This is a genomic window from Leisingera sp. ABM4_103, assembly GCF_056158685.1.
In genome coordinates this window covers 421,389-441,803 of sequence record NZ_JBSWTU010000005.1, presented here as the reverse complement: position 1 = coordinate 441,803, position 20,415 = coordinate 421,389, and the positions used below count along the sequence as shown (strand labels likewise).

The window sequence follows — 20,415 nt, the reverse complement described above, 5'->3', positions numbered from 1 at the left end:
GGTCACTCCGCGGCCTGGGCATAACGGGACCGCCCGGCGGCGGCATCGGCGGCGTCCAGGCGGGCCTTCACGCCTGCGGCCAGAACGCTGACGTTGGGCACCAGCACCATGCTGTCGTGATCGCCCGGCACCTCGGCCACTTGGGTGTCCGGGGCCCATTTGGTCCAGTCGTTGTCGTCAAACACATACTCGCGCTCGCCGCTGACCCAATTGCCGTTTGAGACCTGCCATTTGCGGTCCAGCGGCGGCCGGAACAGGGTGAGCGGGCCGTGCCAGGGTTTGAGGGCATAGGCCTCCACCGCGGCGCGGAAGGCCTGTTCGATCTTGCGGTTGTTGAACTCCGGCCGGGCGCCGGTCTCCGCCGGGCTGGCGCGGCGTTTCTCAAATTCCCAAGCGATGCGGTTCCGGGCCCATTCGCCAAGGTAGCCCAAGCCCTTGCTGCGCAGTTCCGCAAGTTTGATCAGGGCCTTGTCGCGGCGGCTGAGGGCCGGGCGCACCGGCAGTGGCGTGTCCAGCAGGATCAGTGCGGCGGTGTCCTGGCCCTGGTCCTTCAGCTGCTGTGCCATCTCATAGGCGGTGATGCCTCCGCCGGAGAAGCCGCCCAGCAGATAGGGGCCCTCGGGCTGGATCTGGCGGATTTCGGACAGGCAGCTGAGGGCGGCGTCTTCGATCCGGCTGTGCGGGGCATCGTCGCCCACCAGCCCTTTGGCCTGCAATCCATAGACCGGGCGGTCCTTGCCGACCTGCAGCGCCAGATGACGCAGGTTCAGCACATTGCCGAACATGCCCGCCACCAGAAAGAAGGGCCGCCGCCCGGTGCCGTCGCCGGGATGCAGCTGCACCAGATGGGTGTATTGCGGCTGTTCCTGCGCGGTTTCGGGCGCGTCCCCCGGTTCCGCCGCCACGCCGCCGCCGGTGCGCTCGATGATACGCTCGGCCAGTGCCGCGACGCTGGGCGCCTCGAACAGCACCGACAGCGGGAATTCCACGCCAAAGCTGCGTTTGACCTGCGCGAACAGCCGCACCGCAATCAGCGAGTGGCCGCCAAGGTCAAAGAAGCTGTCCTCGATCCCGACCTGCGACATGCCGAGGAGCGCGGCAAACAGCTTGGCCAGCTCCTCTTCCACCGGGTTGCGCGGCGCGATGTAGTCGGTGTCGAGCTGCGGGCGGTCGAAGGTCTGGGCCTCAGCCGTCGCTGGTGCGCTTTGGTTGGCCTGGGCGATCAGCGCCGGCAGGTCCAGCGATGACACCACCACTTGCGGCAGGCCGGCGGCAATGGCGCGGGCCAGGGCCCCGCCGCCTTCTTCCGCCTTGATGCCATTGGAGATGTTCAGCTGCAGGCGGCGTTCTTCGGGCGAGAGCGGCTGCGCGCTGCGGGCGGGCTCCAGTCCCAGCTCAGCGGCACTGGCGTCGGGATCAGCCGCCGAGGTCGCGGCGTCAATGCCGGAGGCGAGGCGCTGCATACGGAAGCCTTCGATGTCGGCCAGCACTTTGCCGTCAGTATCTGTCAGGGTGACGTCAAAGACCGCAGAGGTGCTGTCCGGCGCGCTGGCCAGCCGCACGTGGCTGCAGATTTCCGGGGTCAGCGGGGCAAAGATGCGGATCGCACTGTAAGACACCGGCACCCACAGGGCAGTTGCCTGGTATCCCGGGATCAGCCCCATTGCCCAGCCGGTCGCCAAGTCCATCAGGCCGGGATGCAGTAAAGTGCCGTCCTGCGCCGCAGCCTGCGGCAGGGACAGGCAGGCAATGCCTTCACCCTCGCCCAGGGCGGCGCGCTCCAGCACATGCCAGCGCGGGCCAAAGCGCAGATGCGCCTCCTGCGGGGATTGCAGGCGCCCGCCGACAGGCGCCTGCACCTCCGGGCATTGGGTGAAAATCTTCTGGAGGTTGAGTGCAGCGGGGCGTTCTGCCGCCGCTGCGAAGGCCAGCAAAGCCTGACAATTCAAAGAGTAACCATTTGTATACGCCGAGTAAATAAACAGTTCATAACCATTTTCTTTAGCTTCTAGCTTAACCAGAACCGTCTTGGGCGCACCGTCGTCCACGATCAAGGGGCGCAGGAAGTAGAGGTCGCGGATTTCGAACGGCGCTTGGACGCCCGCCGCCGCCAGCGCCTCCGCTGCCATCTCGATGTAGCCGGTGCCGGGCACCAGGGCGGTGCCATCCGCGGTGCGGTGCTCGTCCAGCAGCCAGTCGCCGGTGCTGAACCGGGGGGTGAAAATGCGGTTGCCGGCGGCGTCGAAGCTTTGCTGCTGCAGCAGCGGCTGCGGGCAGGGCTCCGGCGTGCTGGCGCCCGCGGCGCTGTTGCGGGCGCTCATGGCGTCGGCGGCCATGCCGGTATCGGCCCAGACGCCCCAGTCCACCGCGACGACACGGGTCTGCCCGCCTGCGCGGTGCTTGGCCCAGGCGTTGAGGTATTCGTTGGCGGCGATGTAATCCACCTGGCCCGCGGGCCGGGTCACGGTGGAGGAAGAGGAGAACAGCACCAGCAGCTCCAGGCTGCCGTCCGGGAACACCGTGTCCAGCGCGCGCAGCCCGCTCACCTTGGGGGCCAGAACCTGAGCGATCTGGTCTTCGTCCTTGGCCAGCAGCGGACCGTCGTTGATGACGCCGGCACCGTGGATCACACCGGTGAGCGGACCGTTGGCGGTCTCGGCCTGCTCCCGTGCGGTGCGCAGCTCGCCGGCGTGGCAGACGTCTGCGGCCAGCGGCAGCACGGTGCCGCTGCCGGTTTCCTCCAGCGCCTTGACCGCGCGGATGCGCCGGGCGGTGCGGTTGGCCGGGCTGTGGCTGCTGAGATACCGGTCCCAGCTGTCGCGCGGCGGCAGGCCCTCGCGCGAGATCAGCGAGATCCTGGCCCCATAGTCCTGCATCAGGTGGCGCGCAACGGCCAGGCCGATGCCGCCATAACCGCCGGTGATCAGGTAATGGCCGCCCGGTTTGAAGGGTGGTGTTTCCGGTTCGGGCAGGGGCTGCGGGCGCCAGCTGAGTTCGAACCGCTTGTCCCCGCGCCAGGCGGCGGAGGTGTTTGCGGGCTCTGCCATCAGCTCTTCCAGCAGGCGCGGGGTAAGGTCCGTGTCCGCCGGTTTGCGGGCAAACAGGCCCCGCGGCGCCTCTGGCAGTTCGATGTCCACGGCGGTACAGGTCAGCCCCGGCAGCTCGCGCGGGATCACACCCAGCGGGCCTGCGATCATAGCTTTCTCAGGATAGGGCAGGGCCTCGTCCCGCACCTGTGCGGCGCCGGTGGTGAAGACGGTCATATGCACCGGGCCGGGCAGGTCGGCGTTGCCCAGTTCCTGCGCCAGGGCGGTCAGAGCGTGGAAGCCCATCTCCAGGTTGCGGTCAAAGAAAGAGGAGCCAGGGCGGAAGGTTTCCCCCTCGGTCACGAGCCAGAAGTGGGCGATGCGGTCCGGCAGTTTCCCGGCGCCGGCCAGATCTGCCAGCAGCGCGCCATAGGCGGCGCGGCCCTGCTCCGGCGGCAGGATATAGGTGTTGGGCGAAAGCTGCACATAGGTGTCGCCTGCGCGCACCCGCGCAACGGTATGGCCTGCGGCCTCCAGCCGGTCTGCGGCGCGGGCGGCGTGGCCGGTCTCATCCTCGAAGATCAGCCAGGTATGGGGATCCTGATCCAGCTCCTGCTGCACATCCAGGACGCAATCGGCCAGCCGCGGGCGCCAGGCGGGGCGGTAGCCCCAGTCTTTGAGGTCGTCGTGGCGTTCCGGTGCGGGGTCTTCCTCTACCGCCGGTTTACCCGGTTCGATGAAATAGCGGCTGCGCTGGAAGGCATAGCCGGGCAGTGGCAGCCGGTTGCGCCGCGCCTCGCCCCAGATCTGGTCCCAGTCTGCCTCGACCCCGCAGGCCCAAAGGCGCCCGATGACGCCGAAGAAATAGCTGTCGTCCATCACCTCCTGATCGGGGTGGCGCAGCGAGCTGAGCACCTGGCCCTGTTTTACCGCGGGTGACATCTGCGCCAGGGCGCTGAGGGCCTTGCCGGGGCCGACCTCCAGGAACACCCGGCCCGGGGTTTTGGCGAGGGTTTCGATGCAATCGGCATAGCGCACGGTGTTGCGCAGCTGGCCGACCCAGTAATCGGCGCTGGTGGCCTGTTCCGCAGTCAGGGCAGTGCCGGTGCGGTTGGAGATCACCGGCAGCTTGGGTGCTTTCAGCTCCGACGTACGGATGAAATCGCCATACTGCTGCAGGATGCCGTCCAGCATCCGCGAATGGGCGGCAATGTCGATCTGGATGCGCTGGTGCTCCACCTCGCGGTCAGTCAGCTCCGCCGCCAGACGGTCCAGTGCGTCCTGCGGGCCGGAGACGGCGGTGAGGGCAGGGGCGTTGACGCTGGCAATATCCAGGTCGTCACCGATGATGGCCTCTACATCTGCCAGCGGCAGGGCGATGGACAGCATTCCGCCCGCAGGGACGGTGTCAAACAGCCGCCCGCGCAGCAGGACCAGGTCGATACAGTCCTCGAAAGCCATGACGCCGGCCAGGCAGGCGGCGGTGTTCTCACCCATGGAATGGCCGACAAGCGCGGCGGGTTTCACGCCCCAGCTGATCCACAGCTGCGCCAGCGCGTATTCCACGATCATGATCAGCGGCAGCTGCACCGAGGGCTTCTGGAGCTTGGCATTGGCCGCGTCTTCCTCGCCCTCTTCCGGCAGCCAGAGGGCGCGGATATCGTAGTCGAGGCTCTTTTGCAGATGCTCCAGTCCGCGGTCCATCCACTCGGCAAAGACCGGCTCGGTCTCATAAAGATCCCGCGCCATGCCGACATATTGCGCGCCGCCGCCGGGGAACATGAAAACCACCTCCGGCACGTCGCCCAGCCGGTCGTGGGTGAAGACCTTGCGCGGATCGTTTTCCTCGATCAGTTGGGCAGCTTCGGCAACGGTCTCCGCCACCAGCACCCGCCGCTTGGCAAAACCGCGGCGGCCTTCCTTGAGGGTGAAGGCCACGTCGGCCAGATCGGCCTGGGGATTGGCCTGCAAATACTCCGCCAGCGCCTGGGTATTGGCATCCAGCGCCGCCTTGGACTGGCCGGAAACACAGAGGATCTGGAACGGGAAGTCGCTCTCCTCCGAGGGCGCACGCTCTGGCGCTTCCTCCAGGATCACGTGGGCGTTGGTGCCGCCGACGCCGAGCGAGTTGACGGCTGCCCGGCGCGGCCCCTTGTGCGAGGCCCAAGGGGTGAGGGCGGCGTTCACGCGAAACGGCGAGGTCTCGAAATCAATCGCCGGGTTCGGTGCCTCATAGCCCAGCGAGGGCGGGATTTCCCTGTGATGCAGCGCCAGCGCGGTCTTGGTCAGGCTGGCAACACCGGCCGCGGTGTCCAGATGGCCGATGTTGGTCTTGACCGAGCCGATGCGGCAATAGCCGGTGTCCTGCGTGGTGGCGCGGTAGGCGTCGGTCAGCGCCGACACTTCGATCGGGTCGCCCAGATAGGTGCCGGTGCCGTGGCATTCGACGTAATCAATGGTCTCTGCCGGGGTTCCTGCGGCCTCCAGCGCGGCTTGCACCGCCGCCGACTGGCCGCCGACCGAGGGCGCCAGGTAACCCGCCTTGTCCGCGCCGTCGTTGTTGATGGCCGAGCCCTTGATCACCGCCCAGATGTGGTCGCCGTCGGCAATCGCATCCTCCAGCCGCCGGAGCGCCACAGCGCCTGCGCCGGAGCCGAAGACGGTGCCTTGCGCCCGGTGGTCGAAGGCATGGCAGTGTCCGTCCGGGCTGAGGATCTCGTTTTCCTTGTAAAGATAACCGCGCCCCTGCGGCAGCTCGATGGTGACGCCGCCGGCCAGCGCCATGTCGCATTCGCCCTCGCGCAGGGCTTTGCAGGCGTAATGCACTGCCACCAGCGAAGTGGAGCAGGCGGTCTGCACGTTGACAGAAGGCCCGTGCAGGTCGAACACATGGCTCACCCGGGTCGACAGGAAATCCTTGTCGTTGCCGGTGTGGCGCAGCAGGAACATGCCCACATCGTCGACCAGGGCGGGGTTGGAGCAGATATTGAAATAGAAATAGCTGCCCATGCCGCAGCCTGCATAAACGCCGATGGGGCCGTTGATGCTTTCCGGCGGGTGGCCCGCGTTCTCCATCGCGCCCCAGGCCACTTCCAGGAACTTGCGGTGCTGCGGGTCGAGGATCGCGGCCTCCTTGGGGCTGAAACCAAAGAACTCCGCATCGAATTCATCAAACCCCTGCAGCCGGGCCGAGGCGGGCACATAGTTGGGGTCGGCCAGCACGGATGCCCGCTCGCCATTTGCCAGCAGGGTGCCGCGGTCCAGCACCTCAATCGATTCAATGCCGTCACGCAGGTTCCGCCAGAACACCTCGGCAGAGCCAGCGCCCGGCACCGTCACCGACAACCCGACAATGGCAATATCGCCGGAAGAATTTTTCTTGGCAGCGCCCGCCGCTGCGGATGTTCCATCCTGCATCGTCAATACCTGACCCCACTGGCCCTTCGCAAACAGCCCGGCACGCCGCAGCCAGTCCGCTTCGCGAAACTGGCAGGGCCCGCCGGACGGGTTCATTGTCTGGTGCCGGGGTTTCCCCGGCGAATGCGCCGGCCTTGCGGCATAGATCCCCATCTGGTCCGCAGGGCCGGCTGATCTCATTTTTACCTTCGTCAATCCATGCGGCTGTCCTGTGGACGCATTGTGTCAATTTCGGCCGCAAACGCGGAAAGATTGCGGCATCACAGGATGCTGCGCCGCTCGGGCCCGGCGGCGTCCGGCAGCATCGCCTGCGCCCCGCCGAACAGGGCGGTTTTCGGGCGGAACAAATCCGGGTAGAGCAGCCGCTCCGCGTAGCCCAGAACCGACCCCGCGCACATCCATGTGATCGGGATCAGCGTCGCGTTCAGCAGCATGTCGACCATGGTCGCGGCGAGGATCAGCGCAATCGGCGCGGCATAGGGCGAGACGCTGCCGGCAGGCGCCCGCCGCGCGGCATGGGCCAGCAGCAGCAGCGGCGCGGCCAGCAGACCCATCTCGGCGATGTAGCCCAGCCAGCCGAAGGTGCCGAAAACGATGATCCAGCGCCCGTCCGGGATCGACAGGATCTGGCCGGTCTCCTCGTGCCGCAACAGGTTGCGGCCCCAGCCGCCCCAGCCGAACCAGGGTTTCTCAGCTGCGCGCGCCAGCAGCTGCGCCTCGTTCTCGAACCGGTAGTTCAGCGAATGCGCCCGCTCGGCGCTGATCATCTCGGCCTGGGCCACCAGCGCCTCGGTCGGCACCAGCCCGGTGTTGCGCAGCATCGGGTAGACCACCGCGATCAGCGCCAGCACCAGCGCGGCCCGCAGCTGCCAGCGCAAGGGCGCCAGCGCCACCACCGGGGTGAAGGCCAGCGCATAGGCCAGCGAAGCCAGGCTCTTGCACAGCACCAGCACGACGAACAGATAGGCCGCCGCCAGCGCCAGGCGCAGCCGCTGCCCTCCGGATGCCGCGCGCGCCAGCGCGGTGGCGGCCAGCAGCGCCGACAGCATAAAGAACGCCAGCCACAGCGCATGGGGCAGAAACACGATGGGCCGGAAGCCGCCCTGGCGCATCATCTGGCTGAAGTCATGCTGGAAGAAACCGTAGATCCAGACGTTGATCTGCGGGCTGAACCGGATCTCGATCAGTGACGGGATGGTATAGGCCAGCGCGCCGATCATCAGCGCCAGCAGCAGCTCGCGCTGGGCTTCCGGAGTGGAGAGGTAACGGCGCGCCAGCAGGAAGGGGATCAGAACGATCATCTGGTTGATGATGACGGACCCCAGGTCGCGCCAGCGCAGCCCGGGCAGCTGATCGGTCAGGAAGATGATCGGATCCGAGTTGGCGATCCTTCGGAACAGGATCGGCTCGCCATTGGTCAGCACGGTGGGGATGACCCCGAACACGAACAGCAGCACGAGCAGCCGCACCGCCGGGTGCCGCGGCAAAAGCGGAACCGGCTTGCGCAGCAGAAAGACGCACAGCAGTAACGCCATCACTGAGGGGATGGCGAATTTGTCCATATCCGGCACCAGCGGCAGGTCGAACTCGGCCAGCGGCGGCAGCAGCAGATAGCCCGCGATGATGCACCACAGCACCGCCCGTTCCAGCGGCAGGCGCCGGAACAGCACCAGGCTGGCCAGCGGCCAGGCCAGCAGCATCAGATAGGCCAAAGCGTTGGGCAAAGCCCCGTGCTCCCTCAGTTCCCCGGTTGTTGGTTCAAAGTTTAACGATTGCCGCAGGCGCTGTCGCGCGGATTTGCAACAACCGGTAAACGGTGTGCAGCTATGCCACGCTGGCGGCGGGGATCGGCTTCCCGCGCTGGCCTGGCACGGGCGCGGGATGTATCAGGGAGCCGTCTAAGACCGGGGGATGGAGTGCATTTTGATTTCAACGGGCGCAGGGTGGCGGTGAACATGCCTCGCCGGGCGCTGCTGGAAGCGGAGATCCGCGCCCGGTTCAAGGCGGGCCAGGGCTTTGCGCTGGCCACGGTCAATCTGGATCACCTGGTGAAACTGGCGCAGTCGCCGGGGTTCCTGGCCGCCTATCAGGCGCAGGATCTGGTGGTGGCGGACGGGCGCCCGATTGTTTGGCTGTCACGGCTTGCGGGCCGCCCGGTGGAGCTGATGCCGGGGTCGGACCTGGTGCTGCCGCTGTGCCGGCTGGCGGCAGCGGCCGGGGTGCCGGTGGCGCTGGCAGGCAGCTCGGAGGAGGCGCTGGCGGACGCCGCAGCAGCGCTGACCGACCAGGTGCCGGGACTGGAAATCGCCTGGTGCCACGCCCCTTCGGGCCGGTTCGATCCGGACGGCGAAGAGGCGGACCGGATCCTGCACCGGCTGGATGAAACCGGCCCCTGCCTGTGTTTCCTGGCGCTGGGCGCCCCCAAGCAGGAGCGCCTGGCGCAGCGCGGCCGCCGCCTGGCGCCGCGCACCGGGTTTGCCTCTGTCGGGGCCGGGCTGGATTTCCTCGGCGGCCATCAGAAACGGGCCCCGGCCTGGGTGCGGGCGCTGGCGATGGAGTGGCTGTGGCGGGCGTTCTCCAGCCCGTCCCGAATGCTGCCGCGCTATGCCAAATGCCTGGCCATCCTGCCTGCCCAGATGCTCAGGGCCTGGCGGCTCCGCACCCGCTGAGCAGCCTGATGCGAGCCTCTGCCTCGCGCTCCGGGATATTTCCGGCCAGATGAATAAAGGATCCGGTCTTCATCTGGCTGCAAATATCCTGGGGTGAATTGGCCGGAAGGCCAAGAGGGGCAAAGCCCCTGCAGGCGCTACTTGTATTCCAGAATGCCGCGCGCCGTGCCGCGCCAGCGGCGCCAGCGGTACTCCAGCGCGCCGGAGGCCTCGGCGAACTTCCCCAGCACCGAAAACAGCGCCTGCTCAATCCCCATGCGGCGGGACAGGCGCAGAACCTGCGCCGGATAGATCAGCGCCGCCAGCAGCAGGACAGGACTGATCAGCCCGGCGGCCGCGATGGCTGCGGGCAGCACCGCACCCCAGGCAAGCGCGCGGCGGGTCTCGGCCACCCAGTGGCGCTCAGGTCCTGCGCCATGAAGCGCTGCGCCCTCGGCAAAGGCATGGCCCGCCCTGCGGCTGCGGTTCCACCATTGGCCGAACCGGGTCATTTGCGCGTCGTGCAGCGTCATCTCCGCATCCAGCCGCCAGACCTGCCAGCCCGCCCGCCGCAGCCGCAGGCACAGTTCCGGCTCCTCGCCCGCGATCAGGCTCTCGCGGTAGCCGCCCGCGGTATAAACTGCCGCCACCCGCATCAGCGCATCACCGCCGCAGGCGCTGGCCTCTCCCACCGGCGTGTCCCATTCCGCGTCGCACAGCCGGTTATAGACCGACGCCTCCGGAAACCGCTCCCGCCGCCGTCCGCAAACCACGGCCACCCGGGGATGCGCCTGCAGAAATTCCGCCGCGGCGGCGAGCCAGCCGGGGTCCACTTCACAATCGCCATCTACAAATTGCACCAGCTCAATTCCGGTGCTGAGCGCTGCCAGCCCGGCATTGCGGGCACGCGCCGCGGTGAAGGGGCGGCTCAGGTCCAGGTCCACCACTTCGGCCCCCAAGCGCCGCGCCGCTTCGGCCGAGCCGTCGGTGGAGCCGCTGTCCACATAAATCAGCTGCTGCACCTGTCCCTGCAGGGAGCGCAGGCAGCGGATCAGCCGTTCGCCTTCGTTGCGCCCGATCACCACGGCGCCGATCGCCGGGGCGCTCATGCGCCGCCCCTTGCCAGATAGCTGCTGTAACCGGGCGCGCGGCGCAGGAAGCCCAGGTGCTGGAGGCCGGCGATACTTGCGTCTTCCAGCGCCGCATCGGACCACAGGCTCAGCTCCGGCTGCGCCTGCATCGCATCGCTGCGCAGCCTGTCCTCGCCATGTTCTGAGACCGCCTCGGCCCGGGTCTGGAGATCGCGGGCCAGGCTGTCGCCAGCGAATTTGTAATGGCGGATCAACCCCTCAACGTCCGCCACCGCCACCCCGGCAGAGACATGCGGATGCACCGCTGCCTGCACGCCGGCACCGTTGAAAACCAGCGGGTGCTTGCTGAGGCAGCAGCGCTCGCCGAAGACCTTGCCGCGCACCCCGCCGTACAGCATCTGCGCGCCGCCCGGCGGCAGGCTGTTCTGGCGCAGGTAATAGGCAAGCCCGGTGTCGTCGTGGCCATAATCCAGCGCCTGCACCGTGCTGACGTCGCAATAGCGGAACGCCTTGACCGCTTCGGCATAGGACAGTCCGCGGGCCGCTGCCAGCGGGCCCTTGGGGAACATCTCCAGCATTTGCGCCTGCAGCGCCGAATAGCCCTGCTGCGCCAGATAGCCGGTCAGCCCGGGCAGCCCGGTGGTGCCGCTGCCCTCGAAATCCAACAGCTCATCCATGTCGGCAAACAGGCACCAGCGGCCGCGGCCATAGCGGCTGGCGGCATAGGCGCGGAAGCTGTTCTCGAACTCCAGCCAGGGCAGGGCGGAGCGCAGCACCGCGGTGCCCGGCTCGCGCCGGATGCGGTCCACCGTTCCGTCGGTCGAGCCATTGTCGATGAACACAAAGCATGAGACCCCAAGCCTCCGGTAGTGTTCGAAAAACACGTCGAGGTAATAGGTCCCGTCCCGCACCAGCGCGATCAGCACCACCTCCTGCGGCGCGGCAAAGCGCCGGGCGGGCCCGTGCAGATGGCGCAGCGACCTGTGCAGCCGTGCGCGGTGCAGGGCGTCTTGCGCCATCCGCCCGGCGCGGGCCGCCAGTCTGTGGCCGATTGATCTGTGCACGCGGGGCTCCGTCTTACGCCTGCCGGGATTGTCGCTGCCAGCCTGCAAGGTTCCGCCGGCGGCTGCAAGCGCTGCCTGCCCGCTCAATTGCAATTGCGGCGGGATTGCTGCAGGCTCTAGACCGGGGAAACGATCGGAAAGGACCGCGGCAGATGGCGGCTGAGCTGACCGTTCTGGCAGGAGTTGCCGGCAGCAGCAGGACCCGGCTGGCCCTGGCGGCGTCCGGGATCGGGGTAACCGCGCTGCAGAGTTTTTCCAACGACAGTTTCGCCAGCCTGCAGGATGTGCTGCAGGCCTATTGCGCGCAGCCCGGCTTGCCGCCGCTGCGGGGCGCCTGCCTGGCGGTGGCCGGTCCGGTCAGGGACGGGCGCTTCCAGCTCAGCAACCGCAACTGGAGCGGCTCGGCAGCTGAGATTGCCGCGGCACTGGGCCTGCCCGGCAGCGCGCATGTGACGGTCATCAACGATCTGGCGGCGCTGGGCCATGCGCTGCCGGTGCTGATCCCGGGGCAGCTGTCTTGCCTGCGCCCCGGACGGCAGACTGGGAGCCAGACGCTGGTCGCGGGGATCGGCACGGGGTTCAATGCCGCCGCTATGGTGGAAAGGGAGGCGCTGGAGGCCGAACTTGGCCATACCGGCCTGCCGCAGGCGCTGTGCCGCCGGCTTGATGGCCTGCTGGGCCATGCGCCTGAGGCGTTCGATTGCATCGGGGCACTGTTTTCCGGGCCAGGACTGGTGCGCTTTCATCAGGCGCTGACCGGCGCCGCGGCTGGCAGCGCGGAAGGGATCGAGGCGGCCTATCTGGCGGATCCAGCCGCGCCCGAGGCCCGGACTGTCTGCGAATGGGCGTATCTTCTGGGCCTGCTGGCGCGGGAACTGACGGCGGCCTATCTGCCGCGGCAGGGGCTGTTCTTTGCGGGCAGCGTGGCCCGCGGCATCCTGAGCACGCCCGCGCGGGGGCATTTCCTGGAAAGCTATACCGCCCCCGGCGGGCGGCTGGGCGGGATCTGCGCGGACATACCGCTATGGCTGATCACCGATGACGCTGCTGGTGTCAGCGGCGCCGCCGAGGTGGCGCTGGCTGCTGCGGGGGAGGCGGAATCCGGCACGGATTCCGGTCCGGAAATCACCTGATTTCCGGGCCGTTTTCCGCGCCGGAAAACGGCGGCCCGCGGCTGGCCGCCCAAGAGCCGCCGCAGGCCGTCAGTAGTCGCGCTTGAAGAACAGCCCGAAGCCGGTTTCACCCTCGCTGTCGACCGTGCCCTGCACCGTCAGGCTCTTGGTCACATCCAGGTTGATGCTCAGCTCGCTGTCGCCGCGGGTGTTGACGTTGAAATCGGTATAGACGTTCTCCGCCACGTAACCGCCCAGCCCCAGCTGGCCTGCCCCCAGGTTGTCGGCGCCAATATCGACCGAATCCGCGCCGGTGGCCTCGCGCACCCTGCTCTGGGCGCCGCCGCCGCGCCCGCTGAGGGTCAGCGCCGAGCCCGCCAGCCGGGCCAGCGCCAGCGGCGAGATGTCCTCGATATTGTCGCCGAACAGCAACAGCGCCAGCGCCTCCTCGGAGGGGCGCGGCGGGTCGGCCGTCACCTTGATCTCCGGCGCATCGACCCGGCCGGAGATTTCCAGCGTGGCGGTGCCCTCCTCGGTGGCGGCGGAGGATCTGAACTCCAGATAGGGTTTCAGATCGCCCAGCAGGGTGATCCGCCCCTCGTCCAGCTCCAGCCGCCGGCCCAGGATGTCAAAGGTGCCGCGGATCAGGCTGATCTGGCCCGAGGGCGACAGCCGCGCGGTGGTGCCGCGCAGGCGGATGTCGCCCCCCAGTTCCGCGCGCAGGCCGCGGCCGCGCGCAAAGATCCGCGATGGCGCGCTGATCAGGATATCCAGTTCGGTTCTGGCCGAGCCGCCCCCGCCGCCGCCGTTGTTGCCGGTCAGCCCGGCTCGCGCCAGGGTCTGGCGCACATCGCGCGGCGCGTTCACATGGCGGATCGGCGGGATCGGTGCCGACGAGACCGAGCCGCCTGCGGTATTGAGGTTGATATTGGTCTCACCCACATTGATCTGCCCGTCGATCCGCTTGTCGCCCGCCATCGCTCCGGACAGGGTCAGGCTGCCGTTCAACAGCGTCTCGTAAGACAGGTTGTCGGTCACCACCAGATCGCCGATGGCAATCTGAAGATTGCTGCTGAAGGGCGGGCGCATCGCCACCGGGCCGTTGATCCGCAGGGTGCCGCCGTCGCGGCCGCGGGCTGAGACCTGAACCTGGGCGCTGGAGCGGGCAAAGGAGACGGTGGCATTGATATCGTCCAGCCGCTGCGCCGCCGCCGGGATCACCAGCGAGGCGCCGGGAACCGACACAGTGCCGCTCAAGGAGTCCAGCGCCGGCTCCCCGCGCAAGGCCAAATCGAAATTCGCAGGCCCCTGCAACAGGTTGGGAGAGATGAACGGGTTCATCCCCTCCAGCCGGAGGGTGCCCCTGGCGTTCACATCAGCGGTGCCTTCGGCCTCGTTCCAGCTGCCCGCGATACGGCTGTCGATGCCTGCAGGGCCGCTGGCGGTGCTGTCCACCGTCCAGGTGCCATCGCGGCGTGTGGCGGTGCCTTTGGCGGCCAGCCGCCCGGCCAGGTCAGGCACCAGCTGCTGCAGCCGGCCGATGGCGCCCTCAAACTTCAGATCGGTGTCGCCGTTGCTCTCGGCAAAGCGGCCCTCGGCTTTGACGCCAAGGTCCGCCGGGCCGTCGGCCTTGGCGGCGATCTGCCATTCGCCGTTGCGCCGCTCCGCGGTGCCTTCGGCGGTCAGCCGGCCTGCCAGTTCCGGCACGAACCGCTCCAGCTCGTTGAAGGCGGCGGCAAAGTCGAAATCGGCATCCCCTTCCAGCGTCACCGACCCGTCCAGCTTGGCGCTGGAGGAATGCGGCCCGGTCAGCTCGGCCACGCCATCAAACCGCCTGCCGGTGCGGGTGAGGGTGGTGGCCAGCTCCAGCGTGCCGGGGGCCTGCGGCAGCAGCACCTCCACCTTGGTCAGACGGGCTGTGATCTCCATCTGGCCGGATTGGTCGTTCAGCGTGCCCGCGGCAGAGGCCTCCAGCGCGCTGCCCGCCAGCTCGAAAGTGTCGACGGTAATGCCGATCTCGTCCCGCGACGCCTTGAGAGCCAGCGTGGTGGTGCCCGCCAGCAACTCATCCGCCTTGGCAATCCCGGCAGAGAGGTTTTCGGCGATGAGGTCCAGATCGGTGTCAAACGCACCGGACAGCGGTGTGAAGGAGCCTTGCACGTCCGCCCGCACGGCGCCGCCCAGGGGTCGCCCGGCGAGGTCCGAGAAGCGCGCCAGCTCCGACGCCTCCGCGGTCAGATCCGCGGTGATCTTCAGACCCTCCTCCAGACCGTCCAGGGTGACATCGCCCGCTGCCTGGTAATCGGTTCCGCGCAGTTCCATATCCGTGATCCGCAGCGCGCCGGGCCCGTCAGTGCTGAGGGTGCCGTCAAAGCGGATGTCGTTGCCGGTGGCCTTGGCCAGCGCCGGGTCGCGCGGCTGGAAGCCGCTGAGCGCCGCCGACAGCCGCCCCTCCAGCGCAAAGCCGCTGGTTTGGTCGAGCGTGCCGCGGCCGGTGACCTCTGCCTGATCGACCAGCGCGCCCGGGTGGCTCAGCTGGTTCAACACCCCGTCCAGGCTCCAGTTGCCGTCCGTCCGCTTGCGCAGCTGCAAATCCGCTGCTGCCAGCGTGGTCTGGCCGCCGCCCACCGGCAGGGCCACCGCGGCCTGGCCCGGGGGCGGAGTGATGGCGGCCTTGAGGTTGGCGGTGTCCAGCCTGCCGCCCGCCGCCAGCGCCGCGGCGCCGCTCACCTGCAGCGCCCGGGTGCGCAGAGCCAGCGTGTCCAGTGCCACAGCGCCGCTGCCTTCGCGCGTGCCCTTGACGTTCAGCCGCAGGCCGGGACCGAAGAAGGGCCGGTGCACCGGCGGCAGCAGCACGTCGATATTGCCGCCCAAATTGGCGGAAAAGCGGATATCGCGCGGGCTCTCCGGCGCCGCGTCTGCGGGCAAAGGCTGGGCCGCCAGCACCACCTGGCCCGCCAGCCGCTCCGTCCCGTTGGAGCTGAAGCTGATATCGGCGGTGAAGTCCGTGACCGGCCCGCTGCCCTTGGCGGTCAGCTGCAGGTCGGGGTTGCCCGGCAGATCCAGGCTGCGCGAGATCAGCCCGCCTGCGGCCTCATCCGCGGTCAGGTCCAGAGTGATTTGCTGGGTTTCATTGGCATAGCCCGCCTCCAGCCGCAGGTGGTCGCCGGGCTTGTCCAGCCGCACCGCCTCCAGCTTGGTGTCAAGCGCGCCGTCCGCCAGCCGCAGCGAGCCCTCGACCCTGAGGCTGGCGGCGGTTCCCGCCAGTGCCTCGCCCAATTCGATCCGCGCTGCCTTGATCAGGCCCAGCTCGATCGCCACCGGCAGCTCCGGCAAGGCGAAGGGCGTCGCCGCCGCCTCCGGCAGTTCCGGATCGGGCGGCAGCGGCTTGGGCGCGCGGTCCACGGCGATGCGCTCCGCCGACAGCTCATTGACAGAGAACCGCCCGCGCAACAGCTCCAGCCGGTTCCAGTCCAGCGCCGCGCCCTCGATGGTCAGCCAGATGCCGTCCTCGTCGGCCACCGTGATCTTCTGGATCTTGGCCTCAGAGGAAAACGCGCCCTCCAGCCCGCTGACGCTGATATAACGGCTGTCGCCGGACAGCGTGTCTTCCAGGAAATCGACCAGCAGCCCGCCGGCGTCCTCCTTGGTGGTGTCCTGCGCCGCCAGCGGCGCGGCCGCCAGGCCCAGGGCCAGGCTATAGGCAAGAAACTGTCTCAAAACGCCTGTCCTATCCCGATGTAGAATTGCAGCCCGTCCTCAGTTCCCCCGTCGACCGGATAGGCGAGGTCGAGCCGGATCGGCCCGATCCCCGCCACATCATAGCGCAGCCCGATGCCGGCGCCTGCATGGCGGGCGGATGATCCCGAAACAAAGCTGTCTGCGTCTACAAATCCAATGTCGTAAAAACCGACCAGTGAAATCGTATCGGTGACCTTGCCCCGCACCTCGCCCGACAGCGCCGCAAAGCTGCGCCCGCCTGCGATGCCGCCCGCAACCGGGACGCCCAGCGACTGGAATTCATGCCCGCGCACCGTTCCGGCGCCGCCGGAGAAGAACAGCAGGGTGGGGGAGATTTCACGCAGCGACGGCCCGACGACCGAGCCCAGCTGCAGCCGCCCGGCCAGCACGATCCGGTCGTCCGCACCCAAGCCCCAATAAGCGCGCCCGTCCGCCTGGATCTGCAATCCGGATTTGCTGCCGCCGACACCGATAAAGGGTGTGGCATCGCCCTGCAGGTAATAGCCGCTGGCAGGGTTCACCCGGCTGTCGCGCCCGTCGTATTCGGCGCGCAGGCGGCCTGCGATGTATTTGAACCGGCGCTGGCCGAACACGTCCTCTGCCAGGATCGAGGACACCCCCAGCGCGGCTTCGGCAAAGAATGTGTCGGAGAAGGTCCGCCGCACGCCCGCTGCACCAAACACTTGGGTGGCCTTATAGTGCTCCTCGTCCAGCTTTTCGGCCTCGGCCAGGTAGAAGATCAGGTCATCCGGCCCCAGCGCAGCGGGCCGGTCCAGCCGCACGGCCACGCGCCCGTCGATGTCATTGCTGCTGCCGATGCCGCTGAGCCGCGCCTCGATCCGCAGCTTCTCGGCAGCCCCGAACAGGTTGCGGTGCATCCAGCTGCCCGACAGCTCCACCCCGTCCGAAGAGCTGATCTCGGCGCCGAAGGTCAGGCGGCGCGGCGGCAGGTCCTCGACCACCGCGGTGTAATCCAGGGTGCCGTCCGGGTTCGGCTGCTCCGCCTCGCGCAGCACCACACTGGAGAAGGTGCCTGTGCGGCGCAGGCGGGTGGCGGATTTGGCGATCAGATCGGGGTGGAATTCCTCCCCCGCCGGGAAGCCCGCGATCCGGCGGATGGCCTCCTCGCGGACCCGGGTGTCGCCGGTCACGGCCATCCGGCCAAAGCGCAGGCGCGGGCCAGGGGCCAGCCGCAGCTGGGCATCCAGGCGGGCCTGCAGGTGATTGGCGGTGATCTTCTGGTCCGACACCGTGGCCTTGGCATAGCCGCTGCGCCGCCAGGCCCGCACGCCGGCCGCTGCCGCATCGCGGATTGCGCCGGTGCTGGCGGGCTGGCCGGGGGCGAATTCGTCGGGGAACTCAACATCGCTTTGCCGGGGCAGCGGCGACAGCTCCGCCTTGCCAAAGGCAAACCGGGGGCCGGGCTGGACGGAAATCTCTACCTTGCCGACGCTCTGCGGCGGGTTCAGCGGCTCGATCAGCGCAGCCTCGCGCCCGTCCAGGCGGATATTCACCACCGGCGCGAAATGGCCTGCGTCGTACAGAACCTGCACCAGCGTCCGGTAATCGGACAGTGCTGCCGCCAGGATCTCCTGCACATTGGTCTCGCCGCTGGCCGCAACCGAGGCCGAGGCACCGCGCAGCCGGTCCGCCAGCGCGGCATCGGCTCCGGGGGCTTGCAGCGTGGCGTCCGCGCCAAAGGCGGCAGGCGGCACAAGGATCAGAAAGCTGAAGGCAAGGGCACGCGCGGTCAAACGCGGGCGGAATGGAAAATTCATGTCTGCTCCCGGCGGCGGGCGTAAAAAAATCAGCCTTGCGGCCCGGCAGGGCAGCAGGCGTCAGGGCTGAGCCTAGCACGGGGAAATTGCGGGATGGAACCAGCAAAGCGGCGGCATTCCGCCTGTCCCCGGCGGCGGCGGATTGCCGCGCATCGGCTTCGCCTTATGGGCAACGGCTGCGGCAAGCACGGATTACGCCGGATGCGGCGGCGCTATTTTGCCACTTTGGCGCGTGCGCCGAATAATTGACCGTAAAGGTGATTGGAATGTGATTATTAAACTGTACTATTCAGTTCAGCTCCGGCAGGTAGAACTGCCGGAGCTGTCACTGATTAACAAACACTACATCAGGTAACGTCAGGCGCAGCCACCACTCACATGCAGCTAGGCCTGGCAGAATGATACCACGTGGATTATTGCTGTCCATATAATTGTCAGTTTGATAATTTCACGTGGTATCACTTTGCACGGCTTCGCCTGAAACAGAAGGTAGAGATTTCAAGGGGTAAGAGTTTTGAATAGTCTAAGATCAATTTTCGAGCTGCGGGACATGCTGTACCAGATGGAACGCGATATGGGGCTCGACCGGCTTAGCCCGGCGGAGCGGGATGTGCTGCTGGCGGCCCACGCTTTGACCAGCGCGCCGGGGGCGCCGGTACAGTCGGACCAGATCCGCAGCCACCGGCTGGTGCAGGGAATTGCCCAGGCAACCTACCACCGCACATTGAAATCGCTGCTGGGCATGGGCCTGCTGGAGCGGGCGGGCGGCAGCCGGGCCAAGCATTACGTGGTCCGCTTCGATCCTGCTCTCCAATGACGGCAGGCCGCTTGCGGTAAAACATCGGATTGCAGCTTCCGCGGCCTGTGTCTAAACGGGCGGCATGAGTTGATATTACAAGTTGCTATCCCGGTTTCAGGGTTTTGCGGTGATCGCCGCCGTCTACGTCGTCTGCCACGGATTGACCGCATGGGTGGTCACTCCGGTGCAGAATCTGTTCCTGCCGGACATCACTGTCTTTGCCAGCCTGGCCTACCTGCCGCACGGTGTGCGCGTGCTGTGCGTCTGGCTGTTCGGCTGGAAAGCCATCCCACCCCTCGCGGCAGGCGCGCTTTTGTCGGAAGTGCTGTTCACCGAGGCCAGCGTGCGGACGCTGATGGAGCCGGTGCTGCTCCAATCCATCGGCGTCGGAGCCTTCTCCGCCTTTGCGGCCTTTGAAATCGCCTGGCTGTTCGGCTGGAGCCTTTATGCCGGGGAGTCGCGCCGGATCGCCTGGACCGGTCTGCTGGCCATCGGCGCACTGGCGTCGGTCATCAACTCGCTGGGGCAGACGGTGGTGTTCTCAGGCCTGATATTCGCGGACGACCAGCTTCCGGTGATGGCGGTTTATGCCGCCGGCGACCTGATCGGGCTCGCGGCCTGCATGTTTGTACTGATGCTGATCTTCCGCTGGTTCCGGCTGGCTGGGCAGCGGCACAGCCCGCAGTAACAGCCGGGCCCGCCACAGGCGGGCCTGCGGCGGGCACTTGCGGCCCGGGCGGTTCTCAGCCCGCCATCAGCCGGGCCACATCCAGCATCCGGGCGGAAAATCCCCATTCGTTATCATACCAGCCAAACACCCGCGCCTGGGAATGCCCCGCCATGCGGGTTTCCGGCCTGGCAATCACCAGCGATTCCGTCCGTGCGCGCAAGTCCGAGGAGACCAGCGGCATATCCGTCCAGCCCATCACCTTGGAGGCGGCGATCCCTTCACGCAGGGCGGCGGTGAAATCCGCCTCGCTCATCGGGGTTTTGAGCTGCGCCACCAGATCCACCGCCGACACGCTGGCGGTCGGCACCCGCACCGCGGCGCCGCTGACCCGGCCCTTCAGATGCGGCAGCACCTCGTCGATCAGATGCATGGCTGAAGTCGTCGTCGGCACCATCGACTGCGCGCCGCCGCGCGAGCGGGCAAAATCGCCGCGCGGCGCGTCCACCATCGGCTGCGAGTTGGTGTAGCAATGGATCGTGGTCATATGCGCGGTGTCGATGCCTGCGATCTGGTCCAGCAGCTTGACCAGCGGCGTCAGCGCATTGGTGGTGCAGGAGGCGTTGGAGACGATGCGGGTATCCCCCAATGCCTCCTCGTTGGCGCCCAGCACCATGGTCAGCTCAGCCGCCGGGGAGGGGCCGGAGATCAGCACCTTGCCAGCCCCTGCCTTCAGCCCGCGCTCCGCCACGTCGGAAGTCCGGGCGATGCCGGTGCATTCCAGCACCAGATCGACGCCGCTCAGATCGACCTTGGTCAGATCGGGCTCATGGCTGACCGGGATGCTGCGGCCCATCACCTGCAGCGCGCCGCCGCCGTGCTCCACCGGATGGGCAAAGGGGCCGAAGGTGCTGTCGTACTGGAACAGATAGGCGCACATGTCCAAGGGCGCGATATCATTGATCCGCACCACCTCGATGCCGTCGCCGCGCGGCGTGGTCAGAATCTGGCGCAGGATGGCGCGGCCGATGCGGCCGAATCCGTTGATAGCAAGTTTCATGCGCAATCTATG

11 protein-coding genes are annotated in these 20,415 nt (G+C 67.6%); 4 read left to right on the top strand and 7 right to left on the bottom strand.

Annotation, left to right across the window (positions count from 1 at the left end):
• Positions 1 to 2: 2 nt before the first annotated feature.
• Both ACXAED_RS03820 and ACXAED_RS03815 read right to left on the bottom strand, forming a co-directional pair.
• A complete protein-coding gene (locus ACXAED_RS03820; protein WP_475053006.1) occupies positions 3 to 6,443 on the bottom strand; it encodes a type I polyketide synthase in 6,441 nt (2,146 codons plus the stop codon).
• 260 nt (positions 6,444 to 6,703) lie between these two features.
• Complete coding sequence (locus tag ACXAED_RS03815) at positions 6,704 to 8,167, bottom strand: hypothetical protein (protein WP_475047014.1); 1,464 nt, start codon at positions 8,165 to 8,167, stop codon at positions 6,704 to 6,706.
• Positions 8,168 to 8,359: 192 nt separating this feature from the next.
• Between ACXAED_RS03815 and ACXAED_RS03810 the strand changes: the two genes are divergently transcribed.
• Positions 8,360 to 9,112, top strand: coding sequence for a WecB/TagA/CpsF family glycosyltransferase (locus ACXAED_RS03810; protein ID WP_475047012.1), 753 nt, complete (start codon positions 8,360 to 8,362; stop codon positions 9,110 to 9,112).
• 137 nt (positions 9,113 to 9,249) lie between these two features.
• Here ACXAED_RS03810 and ACXAED_RS03805 read toward each other — a convergent pair whose 3' ends face one another.
• Positions 9,250 to 10,200, bottom strand: a complete 951-nt coding sequence (locus ACXAED_RS03805; RefSeq protein ID WP_475047011.1) for a glycosyltransferase family 2 protein — start codon at positions 10,198 to 10,200, stop codon at positions 9,250 to 9,252.
• Positions 10,197 to 11,246 carry a glycosyltransferase family 2 protein gene (locus ACXAED_RS03800; protein WP_475047009.1) on the bottom strand — a complete coding sequence of 350 codons (1,050 nt, stop codon included), beginning with the start codon at positions 11,244 to 11,246 and terminating at the stop codon, positions 10,197 to 10,199. Before ACXAED_RS03800 ends, ACXAED_RS03805 begins: the two co-directional genes overlap by 4 nt.
• Before the next feature lie 152 nt (positions 11,247 to 11,398).
• Here ACXAED_RS03800 and ACXAED_RS03795 point away from each other — a divergent pair, with 152 nt between their 5' ends.
• Positions 11,399 to 12,379, top strand: coding sequence for a glucokinase (locus ACXAED_RS03795; RefSeq protein WP_475047007.1), 981 nt, complete (start codon positions 11,399 to 11,401; stop codon positions 12,377 to 12,379).
• A gap of 69 nt (positions 12,380 to 12,448) precedes the next feature.
• Here ACXAED_RS03795 and ACXAED_RS03790 read toward each other — a convergent pair whose 3' ends face one another.
• The gene (locus ACXAED_RS03790) at positions 12,449 to 16,078 is read right to left on the bottom strand and encodes a translocation/assembly module TamB domain-containing protein (RefSeq protein ID WP_475047006.1); all 3,630 of its coding nucleotides are present in this window, start codon (positions 16,076 to 16,078) and stop codon (positions 12,449 to 12,451) included.
• A complete protein-coding gene (locus ACXAED_RS03785; RefSeq protein WP_475047005.1) occupies positions 16,075 to 17,877 on the bottom strand; it encodes an autotransporter assembly complex protein TamA in 1,803 nt (600 codons plus the stop codon). The genes ACXAED_RS03790 and ACXAED_RS03785 overlap by 4 nt, the downstream gene beginning before the upstream one ends.
• A 514-nt stretch (positions 17,878 to 18,391) precedes the next feature.
• On the opposite strand from ACXAED_RS03785, the gene ACXAED_RS03780 reads away from it, so the two are divergent.
• Positions 18,392 to 18,694 carry a hypothetical protein gene (locus ACXAED_RS03780; protein WP_475047003.1) on the top strand — a complete coding sequence of 101 codons (303 nt, stop codon included), beginning with the start codon at positions 18,392 to 18,394 and terminating at the stop codon, positions 18,692 to 18,694.
• Positions 18,695 to 18,803: 109 nt separating this feature from the next.
• Complete coding sequence (locus ACXAED_RS03775) at positions 18,804 to 19,364, top strand: hypothetical protein (RefSeq protein ID WP_475047002.1); 561 nt, start codon at positions 18,804 to 18,806, stop codon at positions 19,362 to 19,364.
• 55 nt (positions 19,365 to 19,419) lie between these two features.
• On the opposite strand, the gene ACXAED_RS03770 is transcribed toward ACXAED_RS03775, so the two are convergent.
• Positions 19,420 to 20,403: a type I glyceraldehyde-3-phosphate dehydrogenase gene (locus tag ACXAED_RS03770; protein ID WP_475047001.1), complete on the bottom strand. Its 984-nt coding sequence runs from the start codon at positions 20,401 to 20,403 to the stop codon at positions 19,420 to 19,422.
• Positions 20,404 to 20,415: the final 12 nt, after the last annotated feature.